General features: G+C 73.5%; 22 protein-coding genes, 6 tRNA genes, 1 pseudogene and 1 riboswitch. Of the genes and pseudogenes, 16 read left to right on the top strand and 13 right to left on the bottom strand.

What is annotated here, in order from left to right; translation table 11 throughout:
* The 4 genes and pseudogenes from AB0H83_RS48990 to AB0H83_RS48975 form a co-directional block, all read left to right on the top strand.
* A pseudogene (locus AB0H83_RS48990) lies at positions 1-363 on the top strand (coagulation factor 5/8 type domain-containing protein); the annotation flags it as partial.
* A gap of 66 nt (positions 364-429) precedes the next feature.
* On the top strand, positions 430-1,176 hold the full coding sequence (locus AB0H83_RS48985; protein ID WP_360109891.1) for a cobalt-precorrin-6A reductase: 747 nt from the start codon (positions 430-432) through the stop codon (positions 1,174-1,176).
* 12 nt (positions 1,177-1,188) lie between these two features.
* Positions 1,189-2,013 carry a PHP domain-containing protein gene (locus AB0H83_RS48980; RefSeq protein ID WP_360109888.1) on the top strand — a complete coding sequence of 275 codons (825 nt, stop codon included), beginning with the start codon at positions 1,189-1,191 and terminating at the stop codon, positions 2,011-2,013.
* 448 nt (positions 2,014-2,461) lie between these two features.
* Positions 2,462-2,935 (top strand): hypothetical protein, encoded by a 474-nt coding sequence (locus AB0H83_RS48975; protein WP_360109885.1) that lies wholly within the window; start codon positions 2,462-2,464, stop codon positions 2,933-2,935.
* Positions 2,936-2,953: 18 nt separating this feature from the next.
* Here the strand turns inward: AB0H83_RS48975 and cobN are convergent, their stop codons facing one another.
* The gene (gene cobN, locus AB0H83_RS48970; protein ID WP_360109882.1) at positions 2,954-6,508 is read right to left on the bottom strand and encodes a cobaltochelatase subunit CobN; all 3,555 of its coding nucleotides are present in this window, start codon (positions 6,506-6,508) and stop codon (positions 2,954-2,956) included.
* Between the two features lie 38 nt (positions 6,509-6,546).
* A riboswitch (cobalamin riboswitch) is annotated at positions 6,547-6,733 on the bottom strand.
* Between the two features lie 45 nt (positions 6,734-6,778).
* Here cobN and AB0H83_RS48965 point away from each other — a divergent pair.
* From AB0H83_RS48965 to AB0H83_RS48955, 3 genes are all read left to right on the top strand, one after another.
* Positions 6,779-7,918: a precorrin-3B synthase gene (locus AB0H83_RS48965; RefSeq protein WP_360109879.1), complete on the top strand. Its 1,140-nt coding sequence runs from the start codon at positions 6,779-6,781 to the stop codon at positions 7,916-7,918.
* A gap of 170 nt (positions 7,919-8,088) precedes the next feature.
* On the top strand, positions 8,089-8,715 hold the full coding sequence (locus tag AB0H83_RS48960) for a precorrin-8X methylmutase (RefSeq protein WP_360109876.1): 627 nt from the start codon (positions 8,089-8,091) through the stop codon (positions 8,713-8,715).
* A gap of 5 nt (positions 8,716-8,720) precedes the next feature.
* Positions 8,721-10,226, top strand: a complete 1,506-nt coding sequence (locus tag AB0H83_RS48955; protein ID WP_360109873.1) for a precorrin-2 C(20)-methyltransferase — start codon at positions 8,721-8,723, stop codon at positions 10,224-10,226.
* Between the two features lie 3 nt (positions 10,227-10,229).
* Here AB0H83_RS48955 and AB0H83_RS48950 read toward each other — a convergent pair whose 3' ends face one another.
* Both AB0H83_RS48950 and AB0H83_RS48945 read right to left on the bottom strand, forming a co-directional pair.
* Positions 10,230-10,574: a hypothetical protein gene (locus AB0H83_RS48950; RefSeq protein ID WP_360109870.1), complete on the bottom strand. Its 345-nt coding sequence runs from the start codon at positions 10,572-10,574 to the stop codon at positions 10,230-10,232.
* A 119-nt stretch (positions 10,575-10,693) separates the two neighbouring features.
* Positions 10,694-11,479: a methyltransferase domain-containing protein gene (locus AB0H83_RS48945; RefSeq protein ID WP_360109867.1), complete on the bottom strand. Its 786-nt coding sequence runs from the start codon at positions 11,477-11,479 to the stop codon at positions 10,694-10,696.
* Between the two features lie 74 nt (positions 11,480-11,553).
* On the opposite strand from AB0H83_RS48945, the gene AB0H83_RS48940 reads away from it, so the two are divergent.
* The 3 genes from AB0H83_RS48940 to AB0H83_RS48930 are packed head-to-tail and all read left to right on the top strand — an operon-like array spanning position 11,554 to position 14,299.
* Positions 11,554-12,831 (top strand): MFS transporter, encoded by a 1,278-nt coding sequence (locus AB0H83_RS48940; protein WP_360109864.1) that lies wholly within the window; start codon positions 11,554-11,556, stop codon positions 12,829-12,831.
* Complete coding sequence (locus AB0H83_RS48935) at positions 12,828-13,400, top strand: cysteine hydrolase family protein (RefSeq protein WP_360109861.1); 573 nt, start codon at positions 12,828-12,830, stop codon at positions 13,398-13,400. Before AB0H83_RS48940 ends, AB0H83_RS48935 begins: the two co-directional genes overlap by 4 nt.
* Positions 13,400-14,299, top strand: coding sequence for an AraC family transcriptional regulator (locus tag AB0H83_RS48930; RefSeq protein WP_360109858.1), 900 nt, complete (start codon positions 13,400-13,402; stop codon positions 14,297-14,299). The genes AB0H83_RS48935 and AB0H83_RS48930 overlap by 1 nt, the downstream gene beginning before the upstream one ends.
* A 210-nt stretch (positions 14,300-14,509) precedes the next feature.
* On the opposite strand, the gene AB0H83_RS48925 is transcribed toward AB0H83_RS48930, so the two are convergent.
* From AB0H83_RS48925 to AB0H83_RS48885, 9 genes are all read right to left on the bottom strand, one after another.
* Positions 14,510-14,584: transfer RNA gene (locus AB0H83_RS48925), tRNA-His, on the bottom strand.
* 14 nt (positions 14,585-14,598) lie between these two features.
* Positions 14,599-14,670: transfer RNA gene (locus AB0H83_RS48920), tRNA-Val, on the bottom strand.
* A gap of 30 nt (positions 14,671-14,700) precedes the next feature.
* Positions 14,701-14,775 (bottom strand) — tRNA-Thr (locus AB0H83_RS48915).
* Positions 14,776-14,783: 8 nt separating this feature from the next.
* A tRNA-Gln gene (locus AB0H83_RS48910) sits at positions 14,784-14,854 on the bottom strand.
* A 39-nt stretch (positions 14,855-14,893) separates the two neighbouring features.
* Positions 14,894-14,966 (bottom strand) — tRNA-Ala (locus AB0H83_RS48905).
* 20 nt (positions 14,967-14,986) lie between these two features.
* Positions 14,987-15,059: transfer RNA gene (locus tag AB0H83_RS48900), tRNA-Pro, on the bottom strand.
* 357 nt (positions 15,060-15,416) lie between these two features.
* Positions 15,417-15,887: an SRPBCC family protein gene (locus AB0H83_RS48895; protein ID WP_360109855.1), complete on the bottom strand. Its 471-nt coding sequence runs from the start codon at positions 15,885-15,887 to the stop codon at positions 15,417-15,419.
* Between the two features lie 7 nt (positions 15,888-15,894).
* The gene (gene murQ, locus AB0H83_RS48890; RefSeq protein WP_360109852.1) at positions 15,895-16,803 is read right to left on the bottom strand and encodes an N-acetylmuramic acid 6-phosphate etherase; all 909 of its coding nucleotides are present in this window, start codon (positions 16,801-16,803) and stop codon (positions 15,895-15,897) included.
* Positions 16,800-17,714 (bottom strand): MurR/RpiR family transcriptional regulator, encoded by a 915-nt coding sequence (locus tag AB0H83_RS48885; RefSeq protein ID WP_360109849.1) that lies wholly within the window; start codon positions 17,712-17,714, stop codon positions 16,800-16,802. Before AB0H83_RS48885 ends, murQ begins: the two co-directional genes overlap by 4 nt.
* A gap of 53 nt (positions 17,715-17,767) precedes the next feature.
* Between AB0H83_RS48885 and AB0H83_RS48880 the strand changes: the two genes are divergently transcribed.
* The 4 genes from AB0H83_RS48880 (at position 17,768) to AB0H83_RS48865 (ending at position 22,158) form a co-directional block, all read left to right on the top strand.
* Positions 17,768-18,748, top strand: coding sequence for a BadF/BadG/BcrA/BcrD ATPase family protein (locus AB0H83_RS48880; RefSeq protein ID WP_360109846.1), 981 nt, complete (start codon positions 17,768-17,770; stop codon positions 18,746-18,748).
* Between the two features lie 255 nt (positions 18,749-19,003).
* Positions 19,004-20,416 carry an N-acetylglucosamine/diacetylchitobiose ABC transporter substrate-binding protein gene (ngcE, locus tag AB0H83_RS48875; RefSeq protein ID WP_360109843.1) on the top strand — a complete coding sequence of 471 codons (1,413 nt, stop codon included), beginning with the start codon at positions 19,004-19,006 and terminating at the stop codon, positions 20,414-20,416.
* 3 nt (positions 20,417-20,419) lie between these two features.
* Positions 20,420-21,328 (top strand): sugar ABC transporter permease, encoded by a 909-nt coding sequence (locus AB0H83_RS48870; RefSeq protein WP_360109840.1) that lies wholly within the window; start codon positions 20,420-20,422, stop codon positions 21,326-21,328.
* A 29-nt stretch (positions 21,329-21,357) separates the two neighbouring features.
* Positions 21,358-22,158, top strand: coding sequence for a carbohydrate ABC transporter permease (locus AB0H83_RS48865; RefSeq protein WP_360109894.1), 801 nt, complete (start codon positions 21,358-21,360; stop codon positions 22,156-22,158).
* 10 nt (positions 22,159-22,168) lie between these two features.
* On the opposite strand, the gene AB0H83_RS48860 is transcribed toward AB0H83_RS48865, so the two are convergent.
* Positions 22,169-22,741: a TetR family transcriptional regulator gene (locus tag AB0H83_RS48860; RefSeq protein ID WP_360109837.1), complete on the bottom strand. Its 573-nt coding sequence runs from the start codon at positions 22,739-22,741 to the stop codon at positions 22,169-22,171.
* 83 nt (positions 22,742-22,824) lie between these two features.
* Between AB0H83_RS48860 and AB0H83_RS48855 the strand changes: the two genes are divergently transcribed.
* Both AB0H83_RS48855 and AB0H83_RS48850 read left to right on the top strand, forming a co-directional pair.
* A complete protein-coding gene (locus tag AB0H83_RS48855; protein ID WP_360109834.1) occupies positions 22,825-24,243 on the top strand; it encodes an MFS transporter in 1,419 nt (472 codons plus the stop codon).
* A gap of 40 nt (positions 24,244-24,283) precedes the next feature.
* On the top strand, positions 24,284-24,471 hold a 188-nt coding region (locus AB0H83_RS48850), incomplete at its 3' end, for a hypothetical protein (RefSeq protein ID WP_360109831.1).

The following is a 24,471-nucleotide window of genomic DNA, read 5'->3' as shown; positions in this document are numbered from 1 at the left end:
CAGACGATCTGGAACGGCAACGGCGGCCGCACGTACTTCTACCAGAACGAGATCCCCTACGACGTGCCCAACCAGGCCAGCTGGAGCAGCGGCGGCGGGGCGCAGGGCTGGGCGGCGTACAAGGTCGGCAACAGCGTGACCAGCCACGAAGCGTGGGGCCTGGGCAGCTACTGCTACTTCAACACCAACCCCAGCGTCGTGCTCGGCCACTCCTTCGAGGTCCCGGTCACCCCGAACGTCAGATTCCACAACATGGTCACCGTCTCCCTGGGCGGCACCGGCACCATCTCACACGTCATCAACAACACCGGCGCCGCGGTCAACAGCAGCCACCAGGTCACGAACCTGGTCAGCGGCCCGTAGGCACGAAACGGCGGGCCGGTGGACCATGTCGCCGGCCCGCCCGCCGGGCGTGGCATCGTCTGCGGCATGCGGACAGTGCTCATCCTCGGCGGCACCGGCGAGGCCCGGCGGCTCGCCGCGGCGCTGACCGGCGGCGGGTTCCGCGTGATCAGTTCGCTCGCCGGGCGCGTCGCCGACCCGGTGCTGCCGCCCGGTGAGGTCCGCGTCGGCGGGTTCGGCGGCCCCGAAGGGCTGGCCGGCTACGTCCGGGCGAACCGGGTCGACGTGGTCGTCGACGCGACGCACCCGTTCGCCGCGAGGATCAGCGCGTCAGCGGCGGCGGCAGGGGTACCGCTGCTGCTCCTGCGCCGCCCGGGCTGGACCGCCGGCCCGGGCGACGTGTGGCACCGCGTACCGGCGCTGGACGCCGCCGCGGCCTTCATCGCGCGGTCCCCGTTCGAGCGGGTGTTCCTCACCACGGGACGGCAAGGGCTGGGCGCGTTCGCGGACCTGGCGGACCGCTGGTTCCTGGTGCGCAGCGTCGACCCGATCGCCCCGCCGCACCCGCCGCGGCTGGAGTCGCTGCTGGACCGTGGCCCGTTCAGCGTCGACGGGGAGATCGCGCTGCTGCGGTCGTACACCATCCAACTCCTGGTCACCAAGGACAGCGGCGGCGACATGACCGCGGCGAAACTCACCGCCGCGCGCCGGCTGGGCCTGCCGGTGCTCATGGTCGACCGGCCCCCGGTGACCCCGGGCGTGCCGGTCGTGGCGAACGTCGAGGACGCCGTCACATTCCTGCGGACCGGCTCCGGCGGCGCGGGCGGCGGCTGACACGATCGCCGCATGCTGCCCGCGGATCTGCACACCCACACCGAGTTCTCCTGGGACACCGCCACCGGCGACATGGAGGGCTCCTGCGCGCGGGCCGTGGAGCTCGGGCTGCCGGCGATCGCGTTCACCGAGCACACCGACTTCGTCACCTGGGACGTCACGCCCGCGAACCTGCCGGACCGGATGCGCCGGCACATCATCGACGACGCGCACCTCGTGCCGCCGCCGCTGGACGTCGACGGCTACCTGGAGGCCGTCGACCGCTGCCGGGCCAAGTTCCCGTCGCTGCGCATCATCACCGGCGTCGAGCTCGGCGAGCCGCACTGGTTCCCCACGCAGGCCGCGTCGCTGCTGACCGCAGCCCCCTTCGAACGGGTCATCGGCTCGCTGCACTCCATCGCCGTCGCCGGCCGGCACCGCCTCGTGGAGGACGAGTTCGAGCTGCGCGGCGTGCCCGCGGTGCTGCGCGAGTACTTCGCCGAGGCGATCCGCATGATCCTCGCCTGCGACGCGTTCTCCGCCCTGACCCACCTCGACTACCCGATCCGGTACCTGCCCGCCGGCACCGCCTTCTCGATCCTCGACTTCGAGGAGGAGGTCCGCGCCGTGCTGCGGGCCCTCGCCGGGACCGGCCGCGCGTTCGAGGTCAACACCCGCCGGGGCCCGGAGCCCGAGTTCGTGCGCTGGTGGCGGGAGGAGGGCGGCCGGGCCGTCTGCTTCGGCAGCGACGCGCACCGGCCCGACCTCGTCGCCACCCGCTTTGCCGAGGCGGCCGCGATGGTCGAGGCGGCCGGCTTCCGTCCGGGCCGCCACCCGTACGACCACTGGCTGATCTAGCTGCCGTCGCTAACTGCCGTCGTGCCGGCCGGACCACCGGGGTGATCCAAGTCGCGCCGCGGTCGTCTGGGCGACCACGGCGTGACTTCGATCAACCGGGCAAGATCGCCAGTGGACCGGCGGTGACCACGGCGCTCCCGCTACCCGCGGCGTTTCCGCTCCCCGCGGCGCGGTCGTGTCCGCTAGGCCGTCGCGCCGGCCGGGCCGCCGGATCACAGATCGAAGTCGCGTCCTGGTCGTCTGGGCGGCCGCGGTGTGGCCTTCGATCAACTGGGCGTGGTCGTCAGTGGGTCGGCCGCGGTGCGGCGGGCTCGCGACTCGCGATGTGCGCCGCCTCGGACTCGCCCGCGTCCGCGCCGGACGGCAACATCGGTGGGGGCGGCCGGCCGCCTGGGCAGCGGTCCGGCCGGCAACGCCGTGGACGTGATCAAGGTAGTACGGTGGCCGGATGGGATGGAACACGTCGGCGCTGTTCATCCATGGCGCCACCGCGGCCGAGGCCGTGGCGGTCCTGAGCGGCACGGCCCGGCCGGACGGCGACCCGGTCACCGCCGACGAGGCGACCAGCGGGCTCCCCGAAGGCGTGCTGTTCGCGGCCGAGGTCGGCGGCTGGGCGCAGGTGTGGGACCCGTCGCTGGAGTTCGTCGCCACCTGCGAGCCGCCGGGCGACGCCCTGACCGTCGTGTTCGCCAGCGTCAGCAGCAGCTACGCGTTCACGCTGTTCGCCGGCGGCGAGGTGGTGCGCGAGGTGGTGTACGCCGACGCCGAAGCGGTCGTCGACAACGGCCGGCCGCTGCCGGTCGAGGCGACCGTCGACATCCCGTCGTGGGGGCCGGACGAGGACTTCGTGTGGGCGGTCATCGAGGCCGTGACGGGGACGGGGTACCCGGAGTCGGCGCTGTTCCAGCCCTGGCGCCGCTGAGCCGAGCCGCCGGCCTGCCTAGTGGTCGTCCTCGAGGTCGCCTTCGGTTTCCAGGTACACCTGGCGGAGGGCGTCGAGCGTGGCCTGCTCGGGGTGCTCCCACAGCTTGCGGTCGGCGGCCTCCAGGAGGCGTTCGGTGATGCCGTGCAGCGCCCACGGGTTGGACTCGTCGAGGAACTTGCGGTTCTCCGGGTCGAAGACGTAGGACTCGGCCAGCTTCTCGTACATCCAGTCGGCGACCACGCCGGCGGTGGCGTCGAAGCCGAAGAGGTAGTCGACGGTGGCGGCGAGCTCGAAGGCGCCCTTGTAGCCGTGCCGGCGCATGGCGGCCAGCCAGCGGGGGTTGACGACGCGGGCGCGGAAGACGCGGGCGGTCTCCTCGCTGAGGGTGCGGGTGCGCACTGCGTCGGGGTTGGTGCTGTCGCCGACGTAGGCGGCAGGGGCGCGGCCGGTCAGGGCGCGGACGGTGGCGATCATGCCGCCGTGGTACTGGAAGTAGTCGTCGGAGTCGGCGATGTCGTGCTCGCGGGTGTCGGTGTTCTTGACCGCGACGCTGATGCGCCGGTAGGCGCCCTCCATGTCGCCGCGGGCGGGCAGGCCGTCCAGGTCCCGGCCGTACGCGTAGCCGCCCCAGACGGCGTACACCTCGGCGAGGTCGGCGTCGCCGCGCCAGTTACGGCTGTCGATGAGGGGGAGGATGCCGGCGCCGTACGCGCCCGGCTTGGAGCCGAAGACGCGCAGCGTGGCCCGGCGGCGGTCGCCGTGGGTGTCGAGGTCGGCGGCGACGTGGGCGCGCACGTAGTTGTCCGACGGCGACTCGGGCAGGTCCGCGACGAGCTGGACGGCGTCGTCGAGCAGTGCGACCACGTGCGGGAACGCGTCGCGGAAGAAGCCGCTGATCCGCATGGTGACGTCGATGCGCGGGCGGCCGAGCTCGGCCAGGTCGACGGGGGAGAGGCTGACCACCCGCCGCGACGCGTCGTCCCAGTTGGGGCGCACCCCGAGCAGCGCGAGGGCCTCCGCGATGTCGTCGCCGGCGGTACGCATGGCGCTCGTGCCCCACATCGACAGCCCGACGGAGGACGGCCAGGAGCCGTGCTCGGCGCGGTACCGGGCGAGCAGCGAGTCGGCCATCGCCTGGCCGGTCTCCCACGCCAGGCGGCTCGGGATGGCCTTCGGGTCGACGGAGTAGAAGTTGCGGCCGGTCGGCAGGACGTTGATGAGGCCGCGCAGCGGCGAGCCGCTCGGCCCGGCCGGGACATACCCGCCGTCGAGGGCGTGCAGCACCATGGTGAGCTCGTCGGTGGTGCGCGCCAGCCGGGGCACGATCTCCCGGGCGGCGAACTCCAGCACCCGTACCACATCCGGATTTTCGGAAATATCCGAGATGTTGGAGGTGGGCCAGTCGCGTGACTCCATCTCCGCCACGAGCGCCCTGGCCTGCGCCTCGGCCTCGTCGACGGTCACCCGGCCGGCGTCGCCCTCGGCCAGGCCGAGCGCCTCGCGCAGGCCGGGCAGCGCGGCGACCTGGCCGCCCCACATCTGCCGGGCCCGCAGCATCGCCAGCACCAGGTCGACCCGGGCCTCGCCGGCGGGCGCCACGCCCAGCACGTGCAGCCCGTCGCGGATCTGCACGTCCTTGACCTCGCACAGCCAGCCGTCGACGTGCAGCAGGAAGTCGTCGAACCCGTCGTCGCCCGGCCGGTCGGCCAGGCCCAGGTCGTGGTCGAGGCGGGCGGCCTGGATCAGCGTCCAGATCTGCGCCCGAATGGCGGGCAGCTTCGCGGGGTCGAGGGCGGCGATCGTCGCGTGCTCGTCGAGCAGCTGCTCGAGGCGGGCGATGTCACCGTACGACTCGGCCCGCGCCATCGGCGGGATCAGGTGGTCGACCAGGGTGGCGTGCGCCCGGCGCTTGGCCTGGGTGCCCTCGCCCGGGTCGTTGACCAGGAACGGGTAGATCAGCGGCAGGTTGGCCAGGGCCGCGTCGGCGCCGCACGAGGCGGACAGCCCGACGGTCTTGCCGGGCAGCCACTCGAGGTTGCCGTGCTTGCCGACGTGCACGACCGCGTGCGCGCCGAACTCGTCGGCCAGCCACCGGTACGCGGCCAGGTAGTGGTGACTGGGCGGCAGGTCGGGGTCGTGGTAGATGGCGACCGGGTTCTCGCCGAAGCCGCGCGGCGGCTGCACCATCACCACCACGTTGCCCTCGCGCAGCGCGGCGAGCACGATCTCGCCGTCGGGGTCGTGCGAGGTGTCGACGAACAGCGAGCCGGGCGCCGGCCCCCAGTGCCGCTCCATCGCCTCGCGCAGGTCCGCCGGCAGCGTCTGGAACCAGGCCCGGTACTTGGCGGCGGAGATCCTGATCGGGTTGCCCCGCAGCTGGTCCTCGGTGAGCCAGTTGACGTCCTGCCCGCCGGCGGCGATGAGCGTGTGCATCAGCGCGTCGCCGTCCTTCGGGAAGCCGCCGGCGCCCACGTAACCCTGCTCGCGCATGGCCGCCAGCAGCCGGACCACGCTCGCGGGCGTGTCGAGCCCCACCGCGTTGCCGATCCGCGCGTGTTTCGTCGGGTACGCGCTGAGCATCAGCACGACCTTGCGCTGCGAGGCGGGCAGGTGCCGCAGCCGGGCGTGCCCGACGGCGATCCCGGCGACCCGGCCGGCCCGCTCCCGGTCGGCGACGTAGACGGTGAGCCCGTCGGCGTCGACCTCCTTGAACGAGAACGGCACCGTGATGATCCGGCCGTCGAACTCGGGGATCGCGACCTGCGTGGCCGTGTCGAGCGGCGACAGGCCGTCGTCGTTGGCGTCCCAGGTGTCGCGGGCGCTGGTCAGGCAGAGCCCTTGCAGGATCGGCACGTCCAGCGCGGCCAGGGCGCCCACGTCCCACGCCTCGTCCTCGCCGCCGGCCTGCGCGTCGGCGGGCCGGGTGCCGCCCGCGGCCAGGACGGTGACGACGAGCGCGTCGGCCTGCCGCAGCGTCTCCAGCAGCTGCGGCGGGGCGGTGCGCAGCGACGAGGCGAACACGGGCAGCGCCCGGCCGCCGGCGTCCTCGATCGCGTCGCAGAGCGTCTCCACGAACGCGGTGTTGCCGGCCAGATGGTGCGCCCGGTAGTAGATGACGCCGACGGTCGGGCCGTCGGCGGTCGTCGCCCGCTCCAGCAGTCCCCACGCCGGGGTCCGCGCCGGCGGGGCGAACCCGTGCCCGGTCAGCAGGACCGTGTCGGACAGGAACTTGTGCAGCTCGGCGAGGTTGGCCGGGCCGCCCTCGGCGAAATACGCGTGGGCCTCCGCGGCGACCCCGGCGGGCACCGTCGAGTGGCGCATCAGCTCGGCGTCGGGCAGCTGCTCGCCGCCGAGCAGGACCACGGGCAGCGGCAGCCGCAGCAGCGCGTCGAAGCCCTCCTGCCAGTCCCGGTAGCCGCCCAGGAACCGCACCACGACCAGGTCGGCGCCCTCGGCCAGGGCCGGCAGGTCCGCCACGGCGGTGCGCGACGGGTTGGCCAGCCGGAACGCCGCGCCGCTGGCACGGGCGCTGAGCAGGTCGGTGTCGGACGTCGACAGCAGCAGGATCACGCCTGGGTCCTCCCTCGGGGTCCGCGCCCCAAGTCGGTCGGGAAAGGTCGGGCGGCGGAAAGTCTCCTGGCTCCCGGATCGGCGCTCGTCTCCTGCCTTCCCGGGCTCGCGCCCAGTGGCCTCAGTCGGAGACTCACTCCCCGGTCACAGTGGCGGGACCGCGCCGGACTCGCACCGGCTTCCTCCACTCGTCGCCCGTACAGCACCGCCAACTCTCCTGGACACCGCTGACTTGAGTCAAGCGACGAGCTGCGCAGTAGTATCCGGCCCGTGCAGGCTGCCAGCGGACGCGACGCTCCGGACCGGTGCCCGGGCGCCGTGCAGGTCCATGCCGCGGCCGACGGCGGACTGGCGCGGGTCCGGCTGCCCGGCGGCCGGCTCGGCCGGGATGCCCTCGCCGTCCTGCGCGCCGCCGCCCTCGATCTCGGCGACCCCGACCTGGAGCTCACCTCCCGGGGCAACGTGCAGGTCAGGGCGCTGCGGCCGGGCGCGGAACTCGACCTGGCGGCCCGGCTGACCGGGGCGGGGCTGCTGCCGTCGGCGACGCACGAGCGGGTCCGCAACATCGTCGCCAGCCCGCTGACCGGCCGCGACGGCCGTGGCGTGCTGGACGTGCGGCCGGTGGTGGCCGCGTTCGACGCCGGGCTGTGCGCCGACGCGTCCCTCGCCGCGCTGCCGGGCCGGTTCCTGGTGACGCTCGACGACGGGCGCGGCGACGTGACCCCGCTCGGTGGCGACGTCGGCCTGCACGGCGACCGCCTCGTCCTGGCCGGCACCCCCACCACGGCCCGCGCCGCCAGTACGCCGGCCGGCCTGCTGCTGCGGGCGACCAGGGCGTTCCTGGCCGAGCGGGCCGCGCAGGGCGGCACGGCCTGGCGCCTCGCGGAGCTGACCGACGGCCCGGCCCGGGTCGCGGCGAGGCTGGACGCTGCCCTGGACGGGAACGCCGGTCCGTCGGGCGGCGGCGGGCCGGCGGTCGGGTGGACGCCGCAGGCCGACGGGCGCGCCGCGATCACGGCCGTGGTGCCGCTCGGGCGGCTCACCCCCGAGCACTCGGCGGCGCTCGTCACCGCCGCGCCGGAGGAGATCATCGTCACGCCGTGGCGGACCGTCGTCGTGCCGGACGTACCCGCCGAAGAAGCTGGACGCGTCGAAACGCTGCTGACGGCCGCCGGGCTGGTCACGGACCCCGCCTCGGGCTGGGCCGGGGTCACCGCGTGCGCGGGCCGGCCCGGCTGCGCGAAGGCCCTCGCCGACGTGCGGGCCGACGCCCGGGCCGCGGTCGCGGCGGGCACGACGCCGGCCGGGCTGCCGATGCACTGGGTCGGCTGCGAACGGCGCTGCGGCGCACCGAAGGGAAGGCACGTGGAGATGCTCGCGACCGCCGACGGCTACCGGGTCACGCCATGACCGGCCCGGAGCGCAGCGGAGTGGCCGGGCACCATGGGCTCAGTGGTGTCACGGGGGCGCCGGAGCGCAGCGGAGGTGACGCCGTGGCCGGCCCGGAGCGCAGCGGAGTGGCCGGGCAGCATGGGCTCAGTGGTGTCACGGGGGCGCCGGAGCGCAGCGGAGGTGACACCGTGGCGGCCTTCGACTATGTGAAGGACGGCGCGGAGATCTACCGGCGGTCGTTCGCGACGATCCGGGCCGAGGCCGACCTGTCCGGCCTGCCCGCCGACGTCGCCCAGGTGATCGTCCGCATGATCCACGCGTGCGGCATGGTCGACCTCGCCGCCGACGTCGGGTTCAGCCACGACGTGGTGCGCCTCGCCCGCGCCGCGCTGCGCGACGGCGCCCCGGTCCTCTGCGACGCCGAGATGGTCGCCTCCGGCGTCACCCGGGCCAGGCTGCCCCGCGACAACGAGGTCCTGTGCACGCTGCGCGACCCGCGGGTGCCTGCGCTGGCCGCCGAGCTCGGCACGACCCGCAGCGCCGCGGCCCTCGAGCTGTGGGGCGACCGGCTCGCCGGCGCCGTCGTCGCGGTCGGCAACGCCCCGACGGCGCTGTTCCGGCTCCTGGAGATGGTCGCGGCCGGCGCGCCGCGGCCCGCGGCGGTGCTCGGCATCCCCGTAGGGTTCATCGGGGCGGCCGAGTCGAAGGTGGCCCTCGCCGCCTCGGACCTGCCGCACCTGGTCGTGCACGGCCGCCGGGGCGGCAGCGCGATGACGGCCGCCGCCGTCAACGCGATCGCGGACGAGAAGGAATGACCATCGTGGAGATCGGTCGGCTGTACGGCGTGGGGCTCGGGCCGGGCGACCCGGAGCTCATCACGGTGAAGGCGGCCCGGCTGATCGGGGCCGCACCCGTGGTCGCGTTCCACAGCGCCCGCCACGGGCGCAGCATCGCCAGGTCGATCGCGGAGCCGTACCTGCGGGAGGGCCAGATCGAGGAGGCGCTGGTCTACCCGGTCACCACCGAGGCGATCGCCGACTACCGCTCGGTCATCGAGGAGCACTACGACGCGTGGGCGGCCCGGCTCGCCGCGCACCTCGACGCGGGCCGGGACGTGGTGGTGCTCTGCGAGGGCGACCCGCTGTTCTACGGCTCGTACATGCACATGCACAAGCGGCTCGCGCACACGTACCGGACCGAGGTCGTCCCGGGCGTCACGTCGGTCTCCGGCGCGTCGGCGGTCCTCGGCCGGCCCCTGGTCGAGCGCGACGAGATCCTCACCGTCCTGCCCGGCACGCTGCCCGCCGACGTGCTCGCCGAGCGGCTCGCCGCGACCGACTCGGCCGCCGTCATGAAGCTGGGCCGCACGTTCGGCGCCGTCCGAGACGCGCTGGAGCGGGCCGGCCGGCTGCAGGACGCCTGGTACGTCGAGCGCGCCACCACCGCCCGCGAGCGCGTCGCCCCGCTGTCCACAGTGGACGCGGCGGACGTGCCGTACTTCTCGATCGCGTTGCTGCCGAGCCGGATGCACGAGGAGACCGCGTCGGCGCTGCGCTCCGCCGAGCCGGCCGTTGCCGCCGGCGAGGTCGTCGTCGTCGGGCTCGGCCCGGCCGGGCGTGACTGGCTCACCCCGGAGGCCCTCGCCGCGGTCGAGGCCGCCGACGACCTCGTGGGCTACGGCCCCTACCTGGACCGGATCCCGGCCAACCCGCGGCAGCGCCGACACGCCTCGGACAACAAGGTCGAGGCGGAGCGGGCCGAGTTCGCCCTGGCGCTGGCGAAGGACGGCGGCCGGCGGGTGGCCGTGGTGTCCTCCGGCGACCCGGGCGTGTTCGCGATGGCGGCCGCGGTCCTGGAGGTCGCCGCCGAGCCGCGCTGGAAGGACGTGCCCGTCCGGGTCCTGCCGGGGCTGACCGCGGCGCAGGCCGTGGCGAGCCGGGTCGGCGCGCCGCTCGGCCACGACTTCTGCGTGCTGTCGCTGTCGGACCGGCTCAAGCCGTGGGACGTCATCGCGGCCCGCCTCGAGGCCGCCGCCGGCGCGGACCTCGTCATCGCCATCTACAACCCGGGCTCGAAGAGCCGCACCTGGCAGGTCGAGGCGGCCCGGGACCTGCTGCTGCGGCACCGCTCCCCGGACACCCCGGTGGTGCTCGGCCGCGACGTCGGCGGGTCCGGCGAGCGGGTCCGCGTCGTGCGCCTCGCCGAGCTGGACCCGTCCGAGGTGGACATGCGGACCCTGCTCATCGTCGGCTCGTCGCAGACCCGCGCGCTGGACCGCGGCGACAGCGGCACCCCGGTCGTGTTCACGCCGCGCCGGTACCCGTGAGCCTCAGCCCAGCGGGGCGTTGGTCCGGTAGAGCTCCAGGATCTCCGGCAGCGGCGCCACCCCGGGCCCGCCCGCCTCGACCCAGGCGGTCAGGTCGCCGATGACCGCGTCGTCGAGCACGTAGCCGAGCCAGACCGGCCGGGCCCCGGCCCGCCGCGCGGCGGGCGTCGGGTGCACGACCACGATGTTGGAGCGCTCGCACGCGTCGAGGCAGCCGCTGACCCGCACCCCGGTCAGGCCCAGCGCGGCGCGCAGCCGGGCCACCTGGCCGGCGTGGTCGACGCCCGGGTGCTTGCGCGCCGAGCCGCAGCAGCAGTCGCGGCACACGGTGACGAGGGGTCGCTCCACGCGCCGAGCCTAGATCAGCGCCTGCCACCCGGCCGCGCCCCCGACCGGGTGAGGCCGGACCGGATGAGGCCGGATGAGGCCGGAGCAGGCCGGAGCAGGCCGGAGCAGGCCGTGCCCGCTCAGGGGCGGGCCAGGATCTCGCCGTGCAGGATGGACAGCCAGCCGTCGGGGGAGGCGGCCCAGGCGCGCCAGCCGTCGGAGAGGCGCTGCAGGTGCTCCTGCGGCACGCCGGCGGCCAGGGCCTGCGCGGCCATCGCGGAGGCGCGCACCCGGTCCGCCCACATGCCGCCCCACCAGGGGCGGTCCTCGTCGTCGGCGAAGCACCACGTGCTCGACGTCGCCGTGACGTCGGTGAAGCCGGCGGCCCGCGCCCACGACAGCAGGCGGCGGCCGGCGTCGGGCTCGCCGCCGTTGGCGCGGGCCATCCGCTGATAGAGGGCCATCCATTCGTCCAGCTCCGGCAGCTGCGGAAACCAGGTGAACGCCGCATAGTCGCTGTCGCGGGCCGCCACGTAGCCACCCGGCTTGCAGACCCGGCGCATCTCGCGCAGTGCCTGGACAGGGTCGGCGACGTGCTGCAGGACCTGGTGGGCGTGGACCACGTCGAACGTGCCGTCGGGGAAGTCGAGGGCGTGCACGTCGCCGACGGCGTAGGTGACGCCCTGCACGCCCGCCTTCGTGACCTCGAGGGCCTCCTCGGTCGCCTCGAGGGCGGTCACCTCGCCGGGGGCGACGACGGCGGCCAGGTCGGCGGTGATCGTGCCCGGCCCGGCGCCGACGTCCAGCAGGCTCATGCCCGGGCGCAGCACCGGCAGCAGGTACGCGGCGGAGTTGCCGGCGGTGCGCCAGCGGTGGGAGCGCAGGACCGACTCGTGGTGTCCATGGGTGTAGACGTTGTTGGCCATGTCCCAGACTCTAATATTCGTGTCTCTAATACTGGGAGCAACTTCCCGTACTGTGGAACACGTAGGATCTTCCGGTGAGAACGTCGCTGCTCGTGCTGGCCTACTTCGCGTTCATCAGCCTCGGCCTGCCCGACGGCCTCCTCGGCGTCGGCTGGCCCTTCATGGCCGGCACCTTCGACGTGCCCACCGCGTCCGTCGGCTACCTGCTGGTCGCGGCGACGACCGGGTACCTCACCTCCAGCGTCGCCGCCGGGTTCCTGCTGTCGAGGGTCGGCGTCGGCTGGCTGCTGGCCGCGAGCACCGCCGCCACGAGCCTCGCCCTCGCCGGCTACGCCCTCGCCCCGGGGCTGTGGTTCCTGGTGCCGTGCGCGCTGCTCGGCGGGTTCGGCGGTGGCGCGATCGACGCCGGGCTCAACGCGTACGCGGCCACGAACTTCAACGCCCGCCACATGAACTGGATGCACGCCTGCTTCGGCCTCGGCGTCGCCATCGGCCCGCTCATCATGACCTCGGTGATCAGCGGCGGGTCGCCGTGGCGCCTCGGGTACGCCCTGGTCGCCGCCGCCCAGCTGGGCCTGGCCCTGTCGTTCGTGGTCAAGGCGCGCAGCTGGGGACGGGCGCCGGTGCCCGTACACGAGACGCCGCAACGAGGCAGGGACACCCTGCGGCTGCCCGTGGTGTGGCTCGGGGTGGTGGCCTTCGGCGTCTACGTGGCCGTCGAGGCCGGCGCCGGCCTGTGGGCGTTCCTGCTGCTCACCGAGGGGCGCGGGGTCAGCGCCGCGGTCGCCGGCGTGTGCGTCTCCGGCTACTGGGCGATGCTGTTCCTCGGCCGGGTCGTGCAGGGCGCCGTCGCCGACCGCATCGGCGTGTCCCGCGTGATCGCCGGCTGCCTGATCGGCATGGCCGCCGGCGCGTTCCTCGTCGCGCTGCCGGGCCCCGGCTGGCTCGCCGTGACCGGCCTCGGCCTGATCGGCTTCGCCGCCGCGCCGGTGTTCCCGCTGCTCACGCTCACCACCGCGGGCCGTGTCGGCGCCGCGCACGCCGACCGGGCGATCGGCCTGCAGATCGCCGGCGCCGGCCTGGGTGGGGCGCTGGTCCCGACCGCGATCGGTGTCCTGCTCGCCAGGGCCGGCGTCAACATCCTCGGCTCCGCGCTGCTCGCCCTGGCGTTGCTGCTGCTGGTCCTGTACTGGGTGAGCCTGCGCCTGGCCGCCGGTGCTGCCGAGCCGGCCGCCGACTCCGGTGCCGGCAAGTCGGCGGACGCTCCGGACGGTGGTGACCGGATCGGTCCGGTCCCCGGCCGGGAGGTGCCTGTCGCGGACGCAGTCGACGGCGCAGGATCGACGCCATGAGAAGCGCGCTGCTCGTCATCGACATCCAGGAGTCCTTCCGCCAGCGCCCCAGCTGGGCCGCCGTCTCCAACCCCGATATCGTGGCCACCGTCAACCCGCTGATCGACGCCGCCCGGGCCCGCGGCGACCTGGTCGTCTGGGTGCTGCACCAGGAGGTCGGCAACGTCTTCGACCCGGCGACCGGTTACGTCCGCCCCATGGACGGCCTCCAGCCGCTGCCGGACGAGCCGGTCATCACCAAGACCTCGGCGAACGCGTTCACCACCACCGGCCTGCAGCAGCTGCTGACCACCGAGGGCATCCGCCACCTGGTGGTCACCGGCATCCAGACCGAGCTGTGCTGCGAGACGACCACCCGCGTCGCCGGCGACCTCGGCTACGACGTCACGTTCGTCACCGAGGCCACCGCCACGTTCCCGATCCCGCACCGCGACGAGCGCGACCTGCCCTACGACGAGATCCTCGCCAGCCCCCGCACCCTGTCCACCGGCGAGGTCATCGCCCGCACCGAGTACGCCCTCGCCGGCCGCTTCGCCACGATTGCGACGGTGAAGGAGCTCATCGGCTGATGAAGGTCGTCTTCCTGCTCGTGCCGCAGCTGCACCTGCTCGACCTGGCCGGGCCGGCGCAGGTCTTCTCCACGGCCCGCGACTTCGGCCTGGACTACGCGCTGCACTACGTGGCGGAGCAGGACGACGTGCCCTCGGCGCAGGGCGCCACGATCCGGCGCACGTCGCCGCTGCCGGACCTGGAGCCGGCGGACCTGGTCGTGGTGCCCGGCTGGCGCAGCCACGGCTTCCCCGGCAACGGCCGGCTGTCGCCCGCCGCCCGGGCGTGGCTCGCCGGCCACCACGACGCCGGCGGCACCTGCGCCAGCGTCTGCTCCGGCGCCGACGCCCTCGGGCAGGCGGGCCTGCTCGACGGGCGCCGCTGCACCACGCACCACCTGCTGCAGGAGCGGCTGGCTGCACGGTACCCCCGTGCCAGGGTCCTCAAGGACGTGCTGTTCGTGATCGACGACCGGGTCGTCACGTCCGCCGGCATCGCCAGCGGCATCGACCTCGCGCTGCACCTCGTCGCGACCCGCCACGGGCCGGGCCTCGCCGCGCAGGTCGCCCGCGAGATGGTCGTCTACGCCCGGCGCAACGGCGACGAACCGCAGGACAGCGCCATGCTGCGGCACCGGGCGCACCTGTCCGACGTGGTGCACCGCGTGCAGGACCTCATCGACGCCCGGTTCACCGACCGCCTCCCGCTGCGCGAGCTCGCCTCGGCCGCCGGGGTCAGCGAACGCACCCTGACCCGGGCCTTCGGCGACGCGACCGGCCTGACCCCGCTGCGCTACCAGCAGCTGCTGCGGGTCGAGCGGGCCGAGCACCTCATCGGCCACGGCGCCACGGTCGAGGCCGCGGCCCGCGCCGCCGGCTTCGAGGACGCGCGCATGCTGCGCCGCCTCCGCGCCCGCTGAACGGCGGTGCGCCGCGCGGCTGGTCGTGGGTCCCGGTGTCGATCCGGGCACACCGCCGTCATGAGCGGTCCGGAGCGCAGCGGAGGGCTGCGAGTCATTAGCTCAGGGTGGAGCTCATGCCGGCGCCGGAGCGCAGCGGAGGTGACGGCATGAGCGGCGGCCGGGCAGCCAGCGCCCGTGCCCACGGTGCTCCACAGCGGACGGCATGAAGGGCGATCGCCGGGAGTCGAACCCGGACCACCAGGGCCACAACCTGGCGTGCACAGCCGGTACACCACGAACGCCATGCAAGTACTGCGTACCCGCGGAGGGATTCGAACCCCCAACAATCTGCTTGTAGGGCAGAGGCTCTTCCGTTGAGCTACACGGGCGGGACACCACCGTCGGGTGGGGTGTGATCGAGCCGAAGACCGGAGTCGAACCGGTGGCCTCTGTCGTACCAGGACAGCGCTCTGACCAGACTGAGCTACATCGGCGGGCAACGCTGGGAGCGGAGGACTCGAACCCCCACAGCGAGGACCAAAACCTCGCGGCCTGCCGTTAGCCGAGCTCCCACCGGCTCGTGGAACAAAGGCGCCGCCGAACCGGCGCGCGTGGAGAAGCGGGGAATCGAACCCCGGGCCTTCGGTCTGCCGAACCGACGCTCTACCGACTGAGCTACAACCCCATCAGGAATACTCCTGTGCGTCGGGAACCGGGGAATCGAACCCCGCGCTTCCTGGTCCCAAACCAGGCCCGGTCACCAAGCCGGTCGTTCCCGAAACAATGCCATCCGCTGTGGAGTTGTCAATGTGGTGCCGTGTGCCCGCAGCGTGCTGGGGCAGGTGGAACACAAACGAAAAACCGCCCGGTCCCTGTGCGGGGCGGGCGGTCGGAAAAGGCCTGAATGCTCAGCCTCTCCACCGTCCCGCAGTGCGCATGGCCGGCATGCTGTGCGGGTGGGCCGCCGCGACCGGGGTCATGGGCAGCGCGGCGACAGACACCGGCAGTTGCCGGGTCCGCGGGGCGGTCCAGTTCCTCATCGTGGCTCCTGGGTGATCGGGGGTCGTCATTGCCTTGTGCATCCAACGATAAGCGGGCGACGCCGGGCGGCAAAGCGATTATCGGACCGCCGGATTCAGGCGCGCGGCTCGACCTCGCGGGCCATCGCGCGCAGGGCGCGGCCGAAGCCGATCCTGCCGGCCGCGGACACGACGCCGGGCGCCAGGCGGGTGAGCCGGTGCGGGCGCACGGTGACGTCCTCGAACCACACGACGTGGCTGCGGCCGCCGGGGCGCGGGTGCACCTCGAACCAGGCGACGCCGCGGATCGCCCGGCCGCGCTTGTCGATGTCGCAGCGGCCCGGGGCGTCGCCGGGCGCGTCGCCGGCGGGCGGCCGCCAGCGCACGACGGTCATCGGGTCGTCGAAGCCCAGCGGCCCGATGCCGGAGCGGGCGACGAAGGAGGCGCCGACCCCGTCGGGGCGCGGGCTGGTGACGCGGACGGTCGTCAGCGGCGCCCAGGCGCCGTGCCGGGGCCAGTCCACCAGCGCCGCCCACACCGCGCCGGCGGGCGCGCGCACGTCGAGGGTGACGGTGAAACTCGCCATCCACCAATCAAAACACGCGTACGGCGTGCAGGGCGCGGTGCACGACGCCGCCCGCCGCGCGCAACGCCTGGCGGGCCTGCTCGACGTCGGCGCGGGTGAGCAGGGTGAGCAGGGCCACCTTCGCCTCGTCGCCGGCGGCGGTGAGGGCCTTCTGGCAGGTGTCGGCGGGCAGCCCGGTCGCCTGCACCAGCATGCGGACCTGGCGGACCCGCAGCTTGGCGTTGCTGGCGACCATGTCGGTCATGAGGTTGGAGTACGTGCGGCCGAGCCGGATCATCACGGCGGTCGACAGGGCGTTGAGGACGAGCTTCTGCGCGGTGCCGGCCTTCATGCGGGTCGAGCCGGTGACCACCTCGGGGCCGGTGTCCACGGCGATGTGGATGTCGGCGTGCGCGGCGAGGGGCGCCTCCGGGTTGGCCGACAGCAGCACGGTGCGGGCGCCGCGGTCGCGGGCGGCCCGCAGTGCGCCGCCGACGAACGGGGTGCCGCCGCTGGCGGTGATCCCGAACGCGACGTCGCCGGCGGTGAGCGCCCCGGCGGCGGTGGCGGCGCCGGTGGCGTCGTCGTCCTCGGCGGCCTCCACGGCGTCGGTGAGCGCCCGCAGGCCGCCGGCGAGGTGGGCGACGACCCGGCCGGGCTCGACGCCGTAGGTGGGGCGCAGCTCGGTCGCGTCGAGCACCGCCATCCGGCCGGAGGTGCCGGCGCCGAAGTAGTGCAGCCGGTGCCCGGAGCGCAGCGCGTCGACGCTGCAGTCGACGGCCTCGGCGAGGTCCGGCAGCACGGTGGCGACGGCGGTGGCGACGGTCGCGTCCTCGGCGTTGATGAGCTCGAGGATCTGCAGCGTCGGCAGCCGGTCGATCTGGTGGGTCCGCGCGTTGCGTTCCTCCGTCGGGGCGATCGGGGGAGGGACGGTCACCAGGGGCCTCGTTCCGGTCGCACCCGCCGGGCGCGCACGGCCTCGCGGGTCTTCTCCACGGCCGCCTTGGTCTGCGCGTACGTCTTCTGTGCGACCCCGACGAACACGCAGTCCACGACGGTGAGCTGGGCCAGCCGGCTGGCCATCGCGCCGGAGCGGAACGTGGTCTCGCGGGCGGCGGTGGTGAGCGTCAGGTCGGCGATGCGGGTGATCGGCGACTTGGGGAAGTTGGTGAGCGCCACCGTCGTGGCGCCGCGGCGGCCGGCCTCGCCGAACGCCTCGATCGTGTCGGTGGTGGTGCCGGTGTGCGAGATGCCGATCGCCACGTCGCGCTCGTCCAGCAGCGCCGCGCTGGTGAGCGCCAGGTGCAGGTCCGACCAGGAGTAGGCGACCAGGCCGACGCGGTGCAGCTTCATCTGGAAGTCGCGGGCGACGAACGCGCTGGCGCCCACGCCGTAGATGTCCACCCGGCGGGCCGCGGCGACCGCGTCGATCACCCGCTGCAGGATCTCCAGGTCGAGCTGGGCGGCGGTGTCCTCGACGGCCCGGGCGTCGGCGAACGCGATCGTCTTGACCACGGTGGCGAGATCGTCGGTCTGGCTGATGTCGCTGCCGGGCGCCTCGCCGGCGCCGCCGTCGTCCAGCGCACGCCCGGCCTCGGCCGCGAGCCGCAGGCGCAGCTCCGGGTACCCGGAGAAGCCGATGGCCCGGCAGAACCGGATGACCGTCGTCTCGGACGTCTCGGCGCGTTTGGACAGCTCCGTGATCGTCAGCTGGGCGGCGGTCGCGGACTCGTCGGCGATGATCCGTCCGACGCGCTGCTCGGCCGGGGAAAGTGAGGGCAGCAGCCCCCTGATCTTCACCGCGGTGGACGTGGCCCCGCCCTCGGCGGGCGGCCGGCTCGGCTTCATGTGGGAAAGTTTCCGTTCTCCCGACCTTTTCGTCAATGCAGTACGGTGTTCGGGTGCGCGTACCCCTGGTCGTCGGCGTCGACGCGGGCGCGACCAGCACCCGCTGCCTGGTCAGCACCGTGGACGGGGCGGTGCTGGGCCGTGGCCTGGCCGCCGGGGCGAACCAGAACTCCAGCGGCGGCCGCCCGGCGCAGGCCCTGGCGGCGGCGCTCGGCGCGGCCCTGCGGGAGGTCGACCCGGCCGCGGTCGTGCTCGGCGTGATCGGTGCGGCCGGCGCCGCGTCGGCCGGCCGGGAGGAGGCCCGGCAGGCCGCGCGGGAGGCGTGGCACGCCGCCGGGCTGAGCGGTGAGCCGCGCAGCGTCACCGACCTGGAGGTGGCCTTCGCCGCCGGCACGGGCCGCCCCGACGGGCTGCTGCTGCTGTCCGGCACGGGCGCGGCGGCGGTGGCGTTCCGCGGCGGCGTGCCGCACCGGCGCTGCGACGGCTTCGGCTGGCTGCTCGGCGACGAGGGCTCGGCGGTGTGGCTGGGGCGCGAGGCGCTCCGCGCGGTGCTGTGCGCGCTGGACGGGCGCGGGCCGGGCACCCTGCTCACCGGCCCGGTGACCGCGGCCCTGGAGGCGAGCGGGCACGAGGACCCCGACGAGCACGCGCAGACGCTGATCCGGGTGGCGTACCGCCGCCCGCCGGCCGCGCTCGGCCTGCTGGCGCCCCTGGTCGGCGAGGCCGCCGCGGCCGGCGACGAGGTGGCCGCCGGCATCGCCGCGACGGCTGCCGGCCGGCTGCTGCACGCCCTCGACACCGTCGCCCGGCGCGGCGGGCCGCCGGACGGGTCCCCGGTGGTCCTGGCCGGCTCGGTGCTGCTGAGCCCGGGCCCGGTCGGGACGGCCGTCCGTGCCGGCGTGGTGGACCGGTTCGGGGTGCCACCAGCCGAGGCGCGCGACGGTGCCGCGGGCGCCGCCGCCCTCGCCGTCGCCGCGCTCACCGGGGCGCCCGCCGGCGACGCCGTGCACGCCCGGCTCACCGCGGCGGGGTAGCGCGACCGGCAACGATTTCGTCAACATTTCACCGGACGTTGCCCGGCGCGGTAGGTCCGCAAGCGCCCCAGCATCGACGCATATGCGCAGGTGGACAAGCGCGCCGGGCGGCGCGGTGACGGTACCGCTGCCGCCGCCGGCACCACCGGGACGCCAGTTGGCAGGAATCTTCCTACTCTTGAAACTTCCGTTGGAAACCTTCATTCTCGTCATCAACGAGCGCCCCCCTCGACCTCCAACGAAGGAGCACGACGGATGAACACGCTGACCCGCAGGGGTGTGCTGCAGACGGCGGCCGCCGCCGGTCTGCTGGCCACCGCCCCGGCCGCGTTGAGCGCCTGCGCCACGGGCGGCGGCAACGGGGACACCAAGACCGCCCAGGGCGACAAGAGCAACGCCAACCCGCTCGGTGTCAAGGAGGACGCTGCCCTCGAGGTGGTCATCTTCAACGGCGGCTTCGGCGAGGACTACGCCAAGGCGCACGAGGCGATGTACAAGGAGCGTTACCCGAAGGCGGAGATCAAGCACTCCGCGACCCAGGAGATCAGCAAGACGCTGCAGCCGCGGTTCGTCGACGGCAGCCCGCCCGACATGGTCAACAACTCCGGCTCGGCACAGATCGACTTCAACGGGCTCGTGTCACAGAACGCGCTCACCGACCTCGCCCCGCTGCTGGACGCGCCGAGCCTCGACGTGGCCGGCAAGACCGTCCGCGAGACCCTGCTGCCGGGCGCGCTGCTGCCGGGCACGTACAACGGCAAGGTCTTCTCGCTCAACTACGCCTACACCGCCTACGGCATCTGGTACGACGAGAAGCTCCTCGCCGACAAGGGCTGGCAGTACCCGAAGACGTGGGACGAGATGATCGCCCTCTGCAAGACCATCAAGGCGGCCGGCATCGCGCCCTGGACGTACCAGGGCAAGCACCCGCGCTACATGAGCTGGCCCATCCTGTCGGCGGCGGCGAAGCTGGCCGGCCCGGAGGTCCTGCTCGCCATCGACAACCTCGAACCCAACGCGTGGAAGCACGAGGCGATCAAGACGGCCGCCGACGCGTACTCACAGCTGGCCGTCGACGGGTTCATCCTGCCCGGCTCCGAGGGCCTGGACCACATCCAGTCGCAGACCGAGTGGTCGCAGGGCAAGGCCGTCTTCATCTCCTGCGGCTCGTGGCTGGAGAGCGAGCAGAAGAAGGTCACGCCGCCCGCGTTCAAGATGGCGATCGCGCCGACGCCGAGCCTGAGCAGCGGTGACAAGCTGCCGTTCGAGGCGCTGCGGGGCACGGCCGGCGAGCCGTACATCGTGCCGGCGAAGGCGAAGAACGCCAACGGCGGCATGGAGCTCATGCGCATCATGCTGTCCAAGAAGGGCGCCGCGGACTTCATGAAGAAGACCTCCAGCCTGACCTGCGTCGCGGGGGCGGAGGAGGGCGTCGAGCTTCCGCCCGGCCTCACCAGTGTCACCAAGGCGCTCAAGGCGTCCGGCGACAAGGGCTTCAACTGGGTCTACAACTCCTTCTACCGCAAGCTGGAGCGCAACCTCGTCGACGCCGCCTGCGGCGACCTGTTCACCAAGCGGATCAACGCGCAGCAGTTCGTGGAAGCCTGCCAGAAGGGCGCCGACGAGATCGCCAAGGACACCTCGATCACGAAGTACAAGCGGAGCTGACGCATGCGGCACGGTCGGCGCCTGTTCGTGCTCACGTTCCTCGTACCGCCCCTGGCGCTGTACGCCGTGTTCGTCATCTCGCCGTATCTGCAGGCGTTCCAGATCTCGCTGACCGACTGGCGAGGGCTGTCGCCGACCTACGAGTACGTGGGGCCGGAGAACTTCGGCCGGCTCCTGCAGGACCACTACGTGTGGAACGCGCTGAAGAACAACGCCATCATCCTCGTGGCGCTGCCGATCCTCACGATCGTGCTGGCGTTGTTCTTCGCCTCGATGCTCAGCGTCGGCGGCCGGTCCGGCAAGGCGGGCGTGCGCGGGGTCCGCGGCGCCGCCTTCTACCGGATCGTCTACTTCTTCCCGCAGGTGCTGTCGGTGGCGATCATCGGCGTGCTGTGGAAGGAGGTGTACGCGCCGCGCAGCGGCATCCTCAACGGCTTCCTGCGCGCGGTCGGCCTGGACGCCCTCGCCAAGCCCTGGCTCGGCGACCCAGACCTGGCGTTCTGGTGCGTGCTGGCGGTCATGGTGTGGAGCAACGTCGGGTTCTACGTCGTGCTGTTCAACGCCGCCATGCAGTCCATCCCCAAGGAGATCTACGAGGCGGCGATGCTCGACGGCGCCGAACGCGGCGAGACCCTGCGCAAGATCACCGTGCCGCTGCTGTGGGACACGATCCAGGTCGCGTGGGTGTACCTGGCGATCATCGCGATCGACGGCTTCGCCCTGGTGCAGATCATCACCCAGGGCGGTCCGGGCAACAGCTCCGACGTCATCGGGTTGCGCCTGTACGACACGGCGCTCGGCGAGTTCAAGTTCGGCTACGCCTCCGCGATCGGGGTCGCGATGTTCTTCCTGACGCTGTCCATCGCCTTCGCCGCGCTGCGCCTCACCCGCCGGGATCGGATCGAACTGTGAAGCGTTCTTTCAACGTCTTCTCCCACACCATGCTCGTGGGCTGGGCGGTGCTCACCACGTTCCCGCTGCTGTGGGCGGTGCTCAGCGCGTTCAAGGACGACAACGAGATCCTGACCAGCGCGTGGAGCCTGCCGTCGAAGCTGCGGTGGGAGAACTGGGGCCGCGCCTGGACCGAGGCGAACATCGGCCGGTACTTCCTCAACACCGCGATCGTCGTCGCGGGCGCCCTGGTGCTCACCATGCTGCTCGGCGCGATGGCGGCCTACGTGCTCGCCCGGTACACCTTCCGCGGCAGCCGCCTGGTCTACTTCCTGTTCGTCGGCGGCATGATGTTCCCGGTCTTCCTGTCGCTGGTGCCACTGTTCTTCGTGGTGAAGAACCTCGGCCTGCTCTCCACCCACCTCGGCCTGATCCTGGTCTACACTGCGTACTCGCTGCCCTTCACGGTCTTCTTCCTCACCGCGTTCTTCCGGACCCTGCCGACCGAGGTGGCGGAGGCGGCGATGGTGGACGGCTGCTCGCACTGGGGGCTGTTCTTCCGCATCATGCTGCCGATGGCCCGGCCCGGCCTGATCAGCGTCGGCATCTTCAACCTGCTCGCGCACTGGAACCAGTACGTGCTGCCGATCGTGCTCATGCAGGGCGAGGGCGCCGAGCGCAGATGGGTCCTCACCCAGGGCCTCACCGCGCTCACCATCAACCAGGGTTACGCCGGTGACTACAGCGCCCTCTTCGCCGGCATGGCGATCGCGATGCTGCCGGTGCTGATCCTGTACCTGGTGTTCCAGCGCCAGGTGCAGTCCGGGCTCACCGCGGGGCACCTGAAGTAGGCCCGCCGGCTCACCCGGACCAGCCGCGTTCCAGCAGGTCGAAGATCGCGTCGAGGGACGCGCGCGGGTCGGGGTCGGTGCCGGCGAGCTCCGGGACCTCCAGGACGTAGCGCGCGAGGGCGCGCACCGCGGGATCGCCGGCGGCGCGCCCGGAGGCGCCGGCGATCGCCTCGGCCAGGGCGCCCTCGCCGGCGAGCCACAGCCTGCGCTGGTACCCGGCGAGGGCCGGGGTGCCCACGATCAGGTCGCGCTTGCGCAGCAGGTCCGGCGTCAGGTCGGTGGCGAACGGGCCGCGGCCCGTCATGAACCCGCGCAGCGCCGCGAGCACCGTCGTGCCGGCGGGACGGTCGCGCACGGCGGCGACCGCGGCGTCACGGCGCTCGGTGCCGTCGTCGAAGATCAGCGCCTCCTTGCCGTCCGGCACGTGCTTGAACAGCGTCGCGAGGGACACGTCGGCGGCGTCGGCGATCTGCGCGACGGTGACGCCGTCGTAGCCGTGCTCCAGGAACAGCTCAAGGGCGGCGTCGGCGAGCGCCTGGCGGGTCGCCGCCTTCTTGCGCTCCCGGCGCCCGATCGTCTCCACGCACCGATCATACCCACTCTTCATATCCACTCTGAAAGTAGAATGACTTTGACTTTAGAGTGACTCTGCATATGCTGGGTGGCATGACCATCACCGCACCGGCACCGGCCGGTCTCACCAAGGGCGCGATGTGGGCGATCCTCGCCCTCGTGCTCCTCGCCGACGGGCTCGACATGATCGACTCGACGGTCACCAACATCGCCGCGCCCACCATCGCCGGGGACCTGCACGGCGGCGAGCGCCTGATCAAGTGGCTCGGCACCGCGTACATGCTGGCCATGGGCGTCCTGCTGGTGGTCGGCGGCCGGCTCGGCGACAAGTTCGGCCAGCGCCGGGTCTTCCTGGCCGGCATGACCGGCTTCACCCTCGCCTCCGCCGCGGCCGGCCTGGCACCCGACCCGGCGGTGCTGATCCTCGCCCGGGTCGCCCAGGGCGCCTTCGGCGCGCTGCTCATCCCGCAGGGGATGGCGATCATGACGAAGGCGTTCTCCCGCGAGATGCTCACCAAGGCGTTCGGGCTGTTCGGGCCGTTGCTGGGCGTCGCCACGGTCGGCGGGCCGGTCCTGGCCGGGTTCCTCATCGACGCCGACCTGCTCGGGCTGGGCTGGCGGCCGATCTTCCTGGTCAACCTGATCCTGGGCGCGGCCGGCCTCGCCGTCGCCGTCCGGATCCTGCCCCGAGACGACGGCGACCGGTCCACGACCGTGGACGGATGGGGTTCGGGGCTGCTCGCCGCCACCATGTTCGGCCTGCTGTACGGCCTCATCGAAGGCTCCACCGCGGGCTGGGGCGCGCCGCCGGTCCTCGCGGTCGCCGGCGGCCTGGCGAGCTTCGCCGCGTTCGCCCGCCGACAGCGCACCGCCGCCGACCCGCTGATCAAGCCGTCGCTGCTGCGCAACCGCGGCTTCACCTCCGGCCTGCTGGTCGGCCTGGCCGTCTTCGCCGCCACCACGGGCCTGGTCTACGTGCTGTCGCTGTTCATCCAGGAGGGCCTGCACGCCTCGCCGCGCGGCGCCGCGCTCGCCCTGCTGCCGCTGACCCTGGGCATCATCGCCTCGGCGTTCGCCGCCATGGGCGGGCTGGTCGAGAAGCTCGGCCGCACCCTGATCTTCGCGGGGCTCGGCCTGGTCCTGGCCGGCGGTGGCTGGGTGCTCGCCCTCGTCACCGCGCAGGGCACCGGCCTGAGCCTGTGGGCCCTGGCTCCGGCGCTGTTCGTCGCCGGCGCCGGCATGGGCTGCTGCTACAGCACCATCTTCGACGTGACCCTGGGCGACATCGACCCCGGCGAGGCCGGCAGCGCCAGTGGCTCGCTGAGCTCCGTGCAGCAGCTCGCCGCCGGCATCGGCTCGGCCGCCGTCACCTCGCTGTTCCTGCAGACCGCGGGCGGCGGGCTCGGCCACGCCATGACCGTCACGCTCGTCGTGGTGCTGGCCCTCGTCGCGGTCAGCGTCCCGGTCGTCGCGCTGATGCCCCGCAAGGCCCCCGCCGGCGCCCACCACTGACCGGGTCACCGGCGCGGCGGCCAACCCCTACGATCACCGGATGAGCACGGATGCCCTCGACACCCCGGCCGCCCCGGCGTCCCCGGCCTCCCCAGCCCCCCGGGCCGCTCGGGCCGTGCCGGACGTGACCCGTCGCCGGCTCGCCCGGCCGGGTCGGGCGACGCCCGGGTTCTGGCTGGCGGCGGTGCTGGTCACGGGCATCGGGTTGCTGCTGCGGATGGTGAACCT

Origin of the sequence: Dactylosporangium sp. NPDC050688, assembly GCF_040654515.1 — a bacterium.
Classification (GTDB): Bacteria; Actinomycetota; Actinomycetes; order Mycobacteriales; family Micromonosporaceae; genus Dactylosporangium.
The sequence above is the reverse complement of the archived record's forward strand: the minus strand, read 5'-3'. Positions and strand labels throughout refer to the sequence as shown.